A 12,082-nucleotide genomic window follows, 5' to 3' on the forward strand; every position below is an offset into this window, starting at 1 on the left:
CGCAAATGCCGGAAGCTGAAACGACAGCCGTTCAAAAACAATTCTACAAGGACCCCCTCCATGATCAATTCCCTGCACCACCGCCTTGGCCTGTTCGCTCTCATTGCCGGCACCGCCGCCGGTGGACTGGCGCTGAACGCACAGGCCGCCACCCAGATGGACTTTTCCAACGAATACAACGCCAGCTCGATCCATGCCGAAGGCGACGCCTGGTTCATCCAGCGCGTCGAGGAGCTGACCGACGACGAACTGGAGATCACCCTGCACACCGGTGCCTCTCTCGGTTTTCGCTCCGCCGACCACTTCTATGCGGTAGCCGACAACGCCGTGCAGATCGCCGACACCCTGTCCGGCACCCTCGGCGGTATCGATCCCATCTTCCTGCTGTCCTCGCTGCCCTTCCTCGCCGACGACGTCGAATCAGCCAAGACGCTTTACGAGATCGCTCGCCCCGAGTACGAGAAAGTCTTCAGCGAGAACAACCAGGTGCTGCTCTACGCTTCTCCCTGGCCGGCCAGCGGGATCTGGTCGAAAGGCCCCGTCACCGACATGGAGGGCCTGCAGGACCTCAAGATCCGCACCTACGACCGCAACGGGACCGAGATTCTGCGCAATGCCGGAGCCGCTCCGGTCAAGCTCTCCTGGGCGGATGTCGTGCCCCAGTTAGCCACCGGTGGCATCGAGGCCGTGCTGACCTCGGCGGAATCCGGTGCCAACGGCAGTTTCTGGGAACACCTGAACGACTTCAGCGCGATCAAGTACGCCATTCCGCTCAACATGGTGCACATGAACCGTGATGCCTTCGAGTCGCTCGACGCGTCTGAACAGGACGCCATCATGCAGGCCGCCCGGGAAACCGATGCGCACAACTGGGAGGTCGTGAAGGAGCGGGTCGCCCAGAATTACGCAACCCTCGAATCGCATGACATCGCCATCCACGACCCGATTCCCGACGCTTTCCGTGCCGGCCTCGAGGACGCTGCCACTCCGGTGGTCGACAACTGGCTCGACAACATCGGCGAGCGCGGCGAACGCATCCTCGAAGACTTCGACAACGCCCAGGCGCCGCAATAATGCCGACGACACCCGCACGCCCCCAGGGCCTGCTCGAGACACTCGGCACCCGGCTTTGCCAGGCCTCCTCCGGACTGGCAAGGCTGGGGGCCTGGCTCGGCATGCTGCTGATCGTCTACATGCTCGGCCACATCCTGCTCGAGGTCGTCCTGCGACTGTTCGGCCGTTCCACCTTCGTACTCGACGAGTTCATCGGCTACAGCGTCGCGGCCATGACCTTTCTCAGCCTGCCCTACGCCCTCGAGCAGGGCGGCCTGATCCGCGTCTCGCTGGTGCTCGAGCGATTTCCGAAACGCTGGCGCTGGCCGTTCGAGCTGTTCGCCAGCCTCTCCGCCCTGCTCGTCTTCGGTTGGCTGGCGCGTTTCTGGACCATCGCCGTCCAGCGCAGCCACGCCCGCGGCATCGTCAGCGAGACCCTGGCCGAAACACCGCTCTGGATTCCCCAGGGTGCCGTACTGGTCGGGTTATATCTGCTGTGTCTGATACTCGTCACCCGAACGCTCAGAGTCCTGGTCGAGCGCGCCTCCTTCGACAGCGGAGTGCAATGAATGGATATGCTATTGATCGGGCTCGGTGTCCTGGCCCTGTTGCTCGGCGTGCTGGCACTGGGCAGCTGGATCTTCGCCGGCCTGGTAATCGTCGCGATGCTGTCGCTCTGGGGCCTGGGCGGCTTCGGCTTCGACCGCATCGGGCTGATCCTGTCGAAGATCCTGTTTCGTGCCGCCAACAGTTGGGAACTCTCGGCGATTCCACTGTTCATCCTGATGGGAGAGCTCATCTTTCGTTCGGACATTTCCGAGCGCTTGTTCAGGGGATTGACGCCCCTCACCCGACGCCTGCCCGGCGGCATCCTGCACACCAACGTGCTGGGCTGCACCCTGTTCGCTGCCGTCAGCGGCTCCAGCGCCGCCACCACGGCGACCATCGGCAAGATCACCACCCGCGAGCTCGCCGACCGGGGCTATGACCGGAGCCTGTCGATCGGTTCGCTGGCCGGTGCCGGCAGCCTGGGGCTGCTGATTCCGCCGTCGATCGTCATGATCGTCTACGGCGTTCAGGCCGAGGTCTCGATCAGCAAGCTGTTCATGGCCGGTGTCTTGCCCGGCTTGATCGTGGCACTGCTCTACATCGGCTATGTCATGCTGCGTTGCCTGGCGCGTCCGTCTCTGGCCCCACGCCAGGTGGCCGACTCGACCACGCCCTGGCAGGCCCTGTGCCTGCTGGCCCCGGTACTGGGGTTGGTCGTGGTGGTGCTCGGCGCGATCTACACGGGGATCGCCACCCCTTCGGAAGCCGCTGCCATCGGTTGCGGTGCCACCCTGATCCTGCTGGCCATGGAACGCCAACTGACCCTGGGTCTGTTTCTCTCCGCCTTGCGCGGCGCCCTGATCACCGCCGTCATGGTCTGCAGCCTGCTGGTCGCCGCCGCCATGCTGTCGACGGCCATGGGGTACCTGCACCTGCCCAGCGAACTGGCCGGCTGGATCGCCCGACAGGGCTTCTCGCCGATCGCCCTGCTGCTGGCCATGGCACTCTTCTACATCCTGCTCGGGCTCTTTCTGGACGGCATTTCGATCACCGTGATGAGCCTGCCGATCACCCTGCCCATCATCATCCAGGCCGGCTACGACCCGCTGTGGTTCGGCGTCTTCCTGGTGATCATGGTCGAGCTCGGACAGATTACCCCGCCGGTGGGCTTCAATCTCTTCGTGCTTCAGGGGCTGACCGGCGAGAGCATCAGTCGGGTAGCCCTGGCGGCGGCGCCGTTCTTCGCGCTGATGTGCCTGGCGGCACTGATCATCAGCGTCTGGCCCGAGCTGGCGTTGTGGTTGCCTCGGGCTCTCTCGGGATGATTCGGGTACGCTGCGACATGAAAGGGCCTCACGGGTCTTCGGGACCGATCCACACGAAGGGGTTATGGGCGACTTCCCAGAGGTGGCCATCGGGATCGGCGAAGTAACCGGAATAGCCACCCCAGAAGACCTTCTGGCCCGGCTTGACCAGGCTGGCCCCGGCGTCCACCGCCCGGGCCAGCACGACGTCCACCTCCGCCTCGCTCGCTACATTGTGGGCCAACGACACGCCGCCGAACGCCGGTTTTTCACCCGCGGGCACGCCGACATCCTCGGCCAGGGCCTCGCGACCATAGAGCCCCAGCCAGGTGCCGTTCAGGGTGAAGAAGGCCACTTCCGGTGGCGACTCGAGCCGCGGCCAGCCAAGCCCCTGCTCGTAAAAACGTACGGCCCGCTCGATATCATCGACCCCGAGCGTGATCATGCTGATTCTGGGCTGCATATCGGTTTACGGAAACACTGCACAAATGCCTGCGCGGGCAAATCACTGCGTTGCGCGGTGCTCGGAATCCTCACCTATACCCCATAGGCTCCGGTTCCTGTGCTCCGTGCGCCTTGCGCTTCGCTCCGCTCGTCGATTCGTGCAGCGCTTCCTTAACTCCTGTTGTGTAGAACATCAACATAGATAGCTTAGTCACTGTTAATCCAATCAGCCTGCATCTCCGCCACCGCATCGTGTGCGTGCAGGCTCTCGGCATGCACCACTCGCACATGAAAGCCTTCGATGCCCGGCGCCTCATTCAACGCCTGGTGCAATCGACGCGCCGCATCCTCGCAGAACATTGTGTTCTGGCCATTGGCCAGGGCGAAGGCCTGCTCGTCGACACGCTTGACCGCTGTCTGCAGTGCCGTGCCCAACGCCTGTTCGACCCGCTCGATCAAGGCCAGCCAGGGCGGTTCACCGACCCCTTGGGCAAGCCGCGCCGTGATCCGCGCCTCGCTGCGCTGACTGTGGGGCGTGGCCAGGATGCCATGCGACTCGCCAAGCCAGTCGCGCATCGCCGCGGGATCGGGGACCTCGTCGCCGAAGTCCCGGTCGAATTGCTGCTGGATCAGTTGGCGCGCCAGCGCCGCCGAGCAAGGGCACGTCGAGGAGTAGCCCACCGTCAGCTCGATCTGCGTCTCGACGTCGTTGCCCTCGCGCCAGCTTCGAAGCGCGACAGGATAGCCCTTCCAGCCCGCCAAGGGGCTGACCAGCGCCGGCCGTCGCAATGTCAACTCGCCCGTCAGCGCGATCCGCGCCCTGCGGGAAAGTCCCTCATGACTCGCCAGGAAGCCTTCCAGCAACCCGGCGAGCCGAGAGACATCGAGCTCCCGCTCCGCCAGCTCCTCCAGCAACAGATAGAGCCGGGACATATGAATGCCCCGGGCACCGGGATCGTCGAGGCTGACCGATGCCGCCACCCGTGCGTCGACGGGGTGACCGGCCACGCGCACCGGCAGGGCAATCCCTTCCATGCCCACCCAGTTCAGCGTGCCATACCTCGCCGTGCGGCCCGCGGCCACGTCCTCGAGTGCCTCCGACATCATGATGCCTCCCGTTCATCGACGGTATCCCAGCTTGGAAACGGGTCGGGCAAGGCAAGCCAGGCGTCGAGACCTGCCTGAAGCTGCTCGTCATCGAGCAGGCAATCGTCCAGGGCACGCCGAATGCCGGCTTCGTCCATGTCCTGACCGATGAAGACCAACTCCTGGCGCATGTCGCCGAACGGTTCTTGCCACTTTTCGAGGATGCGTTGCCGAAAGGCCGGCTCATCGGGCCAGTGTTCCTCGGGAATGGCCTTCCAGAACATCCCGGCCAGCCCATGATGCGCGATACCGCCGGTCTGGCTCCACTGGCCGGCATGACGCGGCCGGCTGGCCAGCCAGAAGAATCCCTTGGAACGCAGCAGGCGGTCGCCGAATCCACGCTCGTGCAACTGCTCGAAGAACTTCTGGGGGTGGAAGGGGCGCCTCGCCCGATAGACGAAGCTCGAAACACCATACTCTTCCGTCTCCGGCTTGTGCTCCCCACGCAGTTCCTTGAGCCAGCCGGGCGCCCGACTGGCGCGCTCGAAACTGAACAGGCCCGTATCCAGCACCTTGTACAGCGGCACCTCCCCATGGCACATGCCGAGCAGTTCGGCCTGCGGGTTGAGGGCCCGCAGCACGGCCTCCAGCTCCGCCAATTGCTCGGCGTCGAGCAGGTCGACCTTGCTGATCAACAGCACATCGCAGAACTCCACCTGATCGACCAGCAGGTCGGCCAGGTTACGTTCGTCGTCCTCGCCGAGGCTCTGCCCCGCCTCCTCGAGTGAGTCGGCCTGGCGATACTGTTCGAGGAAGTTCACGCCATCGACCACCGTGACCAGGGTGTCCAGCCTCGCGACATCCGACAGGCTGCGTCCCGATTCGTCCTCGAAGGTGAAGGTCTCGGCCACCGGCAGGGGCTCGGAGATGCCGGTGGATTCGATCACCAGTTGATCGAAACGCCCTTCCCGGGCCAGGCGCCCGACTTCCTCCAGCAGATCCTCGCGCAAGGTGCAGCAGATGCAGCCATTGCTCATCTCGACCAGGCGCTCCTCGGCACGGTTCAACGCCACGTCACCACGCCCGTCTCCCTCGCCACGCACCAGGTCGGCATCGATATTCACCTCGCTCATGTCATTGACGATCACGGCGATGCGTCGCCCCTCTCGATTGGCCAGGATGCGATTGAGCAAGGTGGTCTTGCCGGCGCCCAGAAAGCCCGACAGTACGGTAACGGGTAGCGGCTCTTGGACAGGTGTCATCATCGTTTCTCCTCCATTCGGCATGTCTTCCACTCGACATGGCAACGCACAAATAATATACGTTATAACATAACAATAACACCCGATCGGAAAGCATTCGGATCCATGAAAGTACTCGGACTCAAGAAAGCGCCGCGATGAGCGTCAGGCGTAAGGCGTCGTGAATATCGTCGCCACCACGCTTGCTCCGCGATCAGTGCCATACTGTGGGGAAGCACCGAATACATGGCGATTGATACGCGCCGGCCTGTCCACCGAGTGCGACCCATCAGCCGGCGCGTTCAAGCCCCTCCAAGGAGGATCGAACCATGCTGGAACTATTGCCCTCGGGCGCCGCTCACGTGGTCGCGATGCGCGTCGGCGGGCGGGTCGATGCCAATGACCTGCAGCGGGCCATCGATGCCATCGAATCCGCCAAGAAGACCAACCCGCGCATCAGCCTCTACGCCGAGATCGACGACATTCGCTGGATGACCTTCACGGCCTTCCTGCGCGACCTCGGTTATGGCCTGACCCAGATCGGCGACATGGGACGCTACTACCGAGCCGCCACGGTCAGTGACAAGCACTGGGTCCGCCACCTGGTGCGGCTCGAGAACCATGTCTTTCGCTCCATGGAAATGCGAACCTTCCGTGTGCGCGACAAGCGGGCCGCCCTGGAATGGGCCAGCCAGTCGCCGCCCGATCGTGACGGGCACGAAGGGGCCATGGCCTGAAAACTGCCTGGAGCTTGGGAAATACTGAATAACATTCAAGGAGCCGAACAAGCCCCCCGCGCCACGCCATGCGACAGGTCGATGTGCTCGTCGAGCAGCGCCCGGGCCTGTGAAACGCGTCGCGCCATCGCCAGTTGCACCAGTTCGCCATGTTGCCGGTCGAGCACCTCGCGAACCTCGAGGTCGGGCGGCGCCAGGCGCCGGTAGCGATCGAACTGATCATGCAACTGCTCGATGAAACGCAGCAGCCACGGCGAGCCACAGGGCGCCAGCAGCGTCCGGTGAAAGCGCAGGTGCGCCTGCTCACACTCCTCCATCTCTTGTGGCCGTTCATCGGCACGCCGCAGCCGATGATGCGCCGCCAGCAGTTGCGACTCCCATTCGGCATCGCCGTGCTGTAGGGCCTGGGTCAACGCCTTGCACTCGAGCTGGCTACGTAGATCAGCGATGTCGTCCAGCTCATCGAGCCTCAGGGCCGGTACGCGAAAGCCGCGCTGGTTGACCTGCTCCAGCAATCCATAGGCGGCCAGGCGATTGAGCGCCTCGCGCAACGGGCTGAGCCCTACCCGGTAATGAGTTTTCAGGCTGCCGATGGCGAGCTTCTGCCCGGCCGCGAAACGTCCGCGAATCAGATCCTGCTTGAGGGCATCGAAGACCCGGCTGGCGGCGGTAGCGCCCGATGAAGCCGAGTCGGCCCCGCTGGCGTCTGGTGTACGCATGACAGTGCTCATGATATCGCTCTGGCTGATCGCCCCCGCGGGGCATGTCCTCGGTTGACGGTATCCAATTCCGGCGCCATAGTCATTGCCATAAAATCGATTTTTTCATTATAAACGATTTAATCTAGCAGGAGATGGCATGCCAACCCCCCTTTCCGCCTCCACCCCCTATGCCTCGCAGCGTAGCCTCACTTACGCACGTCACGGCATGGTGGCGGCGTCCCAGCCACAGGCCAGCCAGGTGGGGCGCGATATCCTGGCCCAGGGCGGTAACGCCGTGGATGCTGCCATCGCCACGGCGGCGGCACTGACCGTCGTCGAGCCCACCGGCTGCGGCATCGGCGGCGACGCCTTCGCCCTGGTGTGGATCGCCAGCGACGATACCGGCAATGGCCATCTCCATGGTCTCAACGCCAGCGGCACCGCGCCGGCCGCCCTGACGCCAGAGGCCGTGGCCGCCGCCGGGCACACCGAGATGCCCCTGCATGGCTGGACGCCGGTCACCGTGCCCGGCACACCCGCCGCCTGGGCCGAACTGTCGCGACGCTTCGGCAGGCTCGACTTTGCCAGCCTGCTGGCACCCGCCATCCGCCTGGCCCGCGACGGGTTCCCAGTCTCGCCGGTGATCGCCAGCCTGTGGCAACGCGACGAGGCCACCTTCCGTCGCCACCTGGAAGGCGACGCGACCCAGGCCTGGTTCGAGACCTTCACCCCGAACGGCCGGGCACCCCGGGCCGGCGAATGGCATCGTTGCGCCGATCAGGCCGCCACGCTCGAACGTATCGCCGAGACCAGCGCCGAGAGCTTTTATCGCGGCGAACTCGCCGAGCGCATCGATGCCTTCTCGTGCCGCACCGGCGGCTATCTGCGCGCCGAGGATCTGGCCGGTTACCGGCCGTCATGGGTCTCGCCCATCTCGGCACGCTACCGCGACGTCGATGTCTGGGAGATTCCCCCCAACGGGCAGGGCCTGGTGGCCCTGATGGCACTGCGCATTCTCGAGGGGTTCGAGCCCGGCCACCGCGACGACCCCGAAGTACTGCACCGTCAACTCGAGGCCATGAAACTCGCCTTCGCCGACGGCCAGGCCTACATCACCCAGCCCGACCACATGAGCCAGTCCGTCGAGGCCCTGCTGAGCGATGCCTACACCGAGTCGCGACGCCGACTGATCGACGACCATGCCCTGACGCCTGCCCCCGGCACGCCGCCCGCCGGCGGCACGGTCTATCTGGCCACCGCCGATGCCGAGGGCAACATGGTGTCCTACATCCAGAGCAACTATCACGGCTTCGGCTCCGGCGTGGTGGTGCCCGGCACCGGCATCGCCCTGCAGAATCGCGGTCACGACTTCAGCCTCGACCCGAACCACGACAATGCCCTGGCGCCCGGCAAGCAGACCTACCACACCATCATCCCCGGCTTTCTGACCCGGGGCGGCAAGGCGCTCGGCCCGTTCGGCGTGATGGGCGGCTACATGCAGCCCCAGGGGCATGTGCAGGTGGTGATGAACCTGGTCGACTTCGGCCTCAACCCCCAGGCCGCCCTCGATGCACCCCGCTGGCAATGGCTGGGCGACCGGCGCATCGGCATCGAGCGCGGCTATCCGGCGCATCTCGTCAAGGCGATGGCCGAACGCGGCCACGACATGCGGATCGCCCATGACGAGCGCAGCTTTGGGCGCGGCCAGGTAATCCTGCGCGATCCCGACAGCGGCGTTTACAGCGGGGGCACCGAACCGCGTACCGACGCCAGCATCGCGGTGCTGTGACCATGTGGCAACGGCAGACTCGACTCTTCATGGCCTTCTTGCGCGTCGGCCTGTTCGGCTTCGGCGGCGGTCCCTCGATGATTCCGCTGGTTCGTCGGGAGGCCGTCCAGCGCCACGCCTGGCTGGACGATGACGGCTTCGCCGACGTGCTGGCCATCGGCAACACCCTGCCCGGCCCCATCGCCACCAAGATGGCCGGCTACATCGGCTATCGAGTGGGTGGCCCGCTGGGTGCCATCAACGCGGTCGTCGCCGTCACCGTGCCCTTGATCCTGGCGATGATCGCCCTGCTGAGCCTGTATGCCCGCCACGGCGACCAGCGTTGGGTCCAGGGCATGGGCCAGGGCGTGATCCCCGTAGTGATGGTCATGATGGCCCAGTTGACGTTCGACTTCTTCGCCAAGTCGCGAGCCGGCCTGGGCTGGCTGGCCACCGTGATGCTGGGACTCGCCGCCGGCGGCCTGATCCATGGCCTGGGGCTGCATCCGGGCCTGGTGATCGGCGCCATCCTGATCGCCGCCTTGTTGCGTCCCATGCGCCGAACCTCGGCCGAGGAGTCCACCCGATGATCTACTGGCAACTGTTCCTGGCCTTCTTCGTGCCCAACATCGTCGGCTACGGCGGCGGCCCCGCCATCATCCCGTTGATCGAGAACGAGGTGGTCGGTCGCTATGGCTGGATGACCTCCCAGGGGTTCGCCGAGACCCTGGCGCTGGGCAATGCCCTGCCCAGTCCCATCGCCACCAAGATGGCCGGCTACATCGGCCACGACGTGGCCGGCCTACCCGGCGCGCTGATCGCCGTACTGGCCACTGTCGCCCCCTCGCTGCTGCTGATGCTGGCCGCCCTCGGCACACTCTACCGCTACCGGAACTCGCCCCGGGTCAAGGCCATGAGCCAGTGGGTCCGCCCGGTGGTGATGGTGCTGATGGCCTACCTGACCTGGTCCTTCCTGAACGAGGGTCTCGACACCCTCGGCTGGCTGCATACCGCCATCATCGGCGGAGTCGCCGCCCTTCTGCTCACGACGACCCGGGTCCACCCTGCCCTGGTCGTGTGCTTCGGCATCGGCTACGGCGCCCTGCTGCTGGGGTGAGGCATATCCGCTCGACGACAGCACACGGACGACGGCACATCGACAAGGCGTCCTATCAACAAGACGGCACCCCGACCTGAATGGCCGGGGTGCCGAAAGCGTGACGCAGCAGGGGAACGCGAGCCGAGAAGGAGGGGCAGCACGCATGGCGGAATCTGCGTCACGCCTTGAGCATGGCGCATCCCTTCCGACAGCTCCGCACGCCATTGCCGGCATGTTCTGTAAGACATCCTCGATAAGCCATGAGAGCCTTCACCTCTACGAATGACGCCTTTTCGCACAGGTCATCCAGCGCAAACGGACTTGCCTTGTCGCCATCTCTCGCCCGATACTATATATAAATACAGCATTCGGGTGCCGCATCATGCCTGACACCATCTCCCAGACGCCGCCACAGCGCCCCGGTGCCTTCCCGTCGACTACCGCACGGGCGGGGCTCACCGGCTTCCCCTCTCCGGCGGAGAACTATGCCGAGCGCACACTGGACCTCAACGAACGCCTGGTGAAACACCCCGCCGCGACCTTCTTCATGCGTGTCGAGGGGCACAGCATGCGGGCCCATGGCATTCACCACGGCGATATCCTGATTGTGGACCGCTCGGTGACGGCCCGCTTCGGAAACATCGTCATCGCCCTGGTCGACGGCGAAGTCGTCGTGAAGCGCCTCGAACAGCGCCACGGCCGCGCCTTTCTCTGCTCCGGGCATCCCGAACACGCGCCCATTCCCGCCAATGAACAGAGCCTGCAGATATGGGGCGTGGTGCGTTCGGTCATCCACGAGTTTCTGACATGATCGGACTGGTCGACTGCAACAACTTCTACGTGAGCTGCGAGCGTGTCTTCCAGCCGAGCCTGGAGGGCCGGCCCGTAGGCGTGCTGTCCAACAACGATGGCTGTGTCATCGCTCGTTCCAGCGAGCTCAAGGCCATGGGCGTGGAAATGGGCACCCCGGCCTTCAGGCTGCAGTCCTGTCTGCAGCGTGGCGAAATCCACCTGCAGTCTTCCAACTACGAACTCTACGGCGACATGTCGGCCCGCGTCAGGATGGTGCTCGAGGACAGGGTCGACGAGGTGGAGCCCTACTCCATCGACGAGATGTTCGTGCGGCTCGAGGGCTTCGACGATGCCACGCTGCGGCGCCTGGCACGCTCGTTGTACGACGACGTTCGGCGCCATACCGGCCTGCCCGTGTGCGTCGGCGTCGGGCCCACCCACACCCTCGCCAAGCTCGCCAATCATGTCGCCAAGTCATCCGCCGCGTATCGGGGTGTCTGTGTCCTTGCCGCCGATGGCGACGAAACACGGCACCTGCTGCGGCAAACCCCGCTCGGCGATATCTGGGGACTGGGCCGTCGCATGGCCGAACGCCTGGCGCTGCTGGGCCTGCGCAACGCCTGGGACCTGCGAAACGCCGATGCCAAGACCCTGCGCCGCCATCACTCCGTGGTGCTGGAACGCACCCTCCTCGAGTTGCGTGGCATCAGTTGCATCACCGTGCAGGACGACGAGGCTCGCCAGCGTATCATGGTCTCCCGCTCCTTCGGCCGCACCACCGGCGAATGGCGGCATCTGCGCGAGGCCATCGGCCAGCATGCCCAGCACGCCGCCGAGAAACTGCGGCACCAGCGCAGTCTGGCCTGCGCCCTGTACGTCTTCCTCAGGACCAACCGACACCGCCACGACCAGCCCCAGCACACGCCCGAGCTCGTCGTCGAACTGCCCCATCCCACCAACGACAGCCGACCGATCATCGCCGCCGCCCGCCGGGCGCTGGCCCGCATCCATCGTCCCGGTTACCGCTACATGAAGGCCGGCGTGATGCTGCTCGACCTGCTGGACATCGAGCACCAGCAGCTCTCGCTGCTGGACGCCCCCGATGACGCCGAGCGCCAATGCGGCGAACGCCTGATGGATGCACTGGACACCCTGAACCGGCGCATGGGCCGCCACACCATCGGCTTCGGCCTACCCGCCGCCGACGCCCCCTGGAAGCTGCGCTGCGGCAACCTGTCATCGCGCTATACCACTCGCTGGAGTGAGTTGCTCGAGGTCAAGGCATGAGCCCGCCGTGGAGACGGCTGG

The 12,082-nt window shown here is 65.1% G+C and carries 13 protein-coding genes; 9 read left to right on the top strand and 4 right to left on the bottom strand.

Annotation, left to right across the window (positions count from 1 at the left end):
* Positions 1-60: 60 nt before the first annotated feature.
* From RSO41_RS13955 to RSO41_RS13965, 3 genes are read left to right on the top strand one after another with little or no spacing between them, the layout of a single operon-like run.
* On the top strand, positions 61-1,074 hold the full coding sequence (locus RSO41_RS13955) for a TRAP transporter substrate-binding protein (protein ID WP_315619754.1): 1,014 nt from the start codon (positions 61-63) through the stop codon (positions 1,072-1,074).
* Entirely contained in the window at positions 1,074-1,622 is a 549-nt protein-coding gene (locus tag RSO41_RS13960) for a TRAP transporter small permease (protein WP_315619755.1), read from the top strand. Before RSO41_RS13955 ends, RSO41_RS13960 begins: the two co-directional genes overlap by 1 nt.
* Complete coding sequence (locus RSO41_RS13965; RefSeq protein WP_315619756.1) at positions 1,623-2,927, top strand: TRAP transporter large permease subunit; 1,305 nt, start codon at positions 1,623-1,625, stop codon at positions 2,925-2,927.
* A gap of 28 nt (positions 2,928-2,955) precedes the next feature.
* Here the strand turns inward: RSO41_RS13965 and RSO41_RS13970 are convergent, their stop codons facing one another.
* The 3 genes from RSO41_RS13970 to zigA all read right to left on the bottom strand — a co-directional run bounded on the left by RSO41_RS13970 (position 2,956) and on the right by zigA (position 5,698).
* Positions 2,956-3,369 carry a VOC family protein gene (locus RSO41_RS13970; RefSeq protein ID WP_315619757.1) on the bottom strand — a complete coding sequence of 138 codons (414 nt, stop codon included), beginning with the start codon at positions 3,367-3,369 and terminating at the stop codon, positions 2,956-2,958.
* A 188-nt stretch (positions 3,370-3,557) separates the two neighbouring features.
* A complete protein-coding gene (folE2, locus tag RSO41_RS13975; RefSeq protein ID WP_315619758.1) occupies positions 3,558-4,457 on the bottom strand; it encodes a GTP cyclohydrolase FolE2 in 900 nt (299 codons plus the stop codon).
* Positions 4,454-5,698, bottom strand: a complete 1,245-nt coding sequence (gene zigA / locus RSO41_RS13980) for a zinc metallochaperone GTPase ZigA (protein WP_315619807.1) — start codon at positions 5,696-5,698, stop codon at positions 4,454-4,456. Before zigA ends, folE2 begins: the two co-directional genes overlap by 4 nt.
* Positions 5,699-6,006: 308 nt before the next feature.
* Between zigA and RSO41_RS13985 the strand changes: the two genes are divergently transcribed.
* Entirely contained in the window at positions 6,007-6,414 is a 408-nt protein-coding gene (locus tag RSO41_RS13985) for an STAS/SEC14 domain-containing protein (RefSeq protein WP_315619759.1), read from the top strand.
* A gap of 35 nt (positions 6,415-6,449) precedes the next feature.
* On the opposite strand, the gene RSO41_RS13990 is transcribed toward RSO41_RS13985, so the two are convergent.
* Positions 6,450-7,133, bottom strand: coding sequence for a GntR family transcriptional regulator (locus RSO41_RS13990; protein ID WP_315619760.1), 684 nt, complete (start codon positions 7,131-7,133; stop codon positions 6,450-6,452).
* A 139-nt stretch (positions 7,134-7,272) separates the two neighbouring features.
* On the opposite strand from RSO41_RS13990, the gene RSO41_RS13995 reads away from it, so the two are divergent.
* From RSO41_RS13995 to RSO41_RS14015, 5 genes are all read left to right on the top strand, one after another.
* Positions 7,273-8,904, top strand: coding sequence for a gamma-glutamyltransferase family protein (locus RSO41_RS13995; RefSeq protein ID WP_315619761.1), 1,632 nt, complete (start codon positions 7,273-7,275; stop codon positions 8,902-8,904).
* A 2-nt stretch (positions 8,905-8,906) separates the two neighbouring features.
* Positions 8,907-9,473 (top strand): chromate transporter, encoded by a 567-nt coding sequence (locus RSO41_RS14000; RefSeq protein ID WP_315619762.1) that lies wholly within the window; start codon positions 8,907-8,909, stop codon positions 9,471-9,473.
* A complete protein-coding gene (locus RSO41_RS14005; RefSeq protein ID WP_315619764.1) occupies positions 9,470-10,000 on the top strand; it encodes a chromate transporter in 531 nt (176 codons plus the stop codon). Before RSO41_RS14000 ends, RSO41_RS14005 begins: the two co-directional genes overlap by 4 nt.
* Before the next feature lie 364 nt (positions 10,001-10,364).
* Complete coding sequence (locus RSO41_RS14010; RefSeq protein ID WP_315619765.1) at positions 10,365-10,793, top strand: translesion error-prone DNA polymerase V autoproteolytic subunit; 429 nt, start codon at positions 10,365-10,367, stop codon at positions 10,791-10,793.
* The gene (locus RSO41_RS14015; RefSeq protein WP_315619766.1) at positions 10,790-12,061 is read left to right on the top strand and encodes a Y-family DNA polymerase; all 1,272 of its coding nucleotides are present in this window, start codon (positions 10,790-10,792) and stop codon (positions 12,059-12,061) included. Before RSO41_RS14010 ends, RSO41_RS14015 begins: the two co-directional genes overlap by 4 nt.
* The last annotated feature ends 21 nt before the right edge of the window (positions 12,062-12,082 follow it).

Source organism: Halomonas sp. I1 (genome assembly GCF_032334135.1).
In the GTDB taxonomy this organism is placed as follows: domain Bacteria; phylum Pseudomonadota; class Gammaproteobacteria; order Pseudomonadales; family Halomonadaceae; genus Halomonas.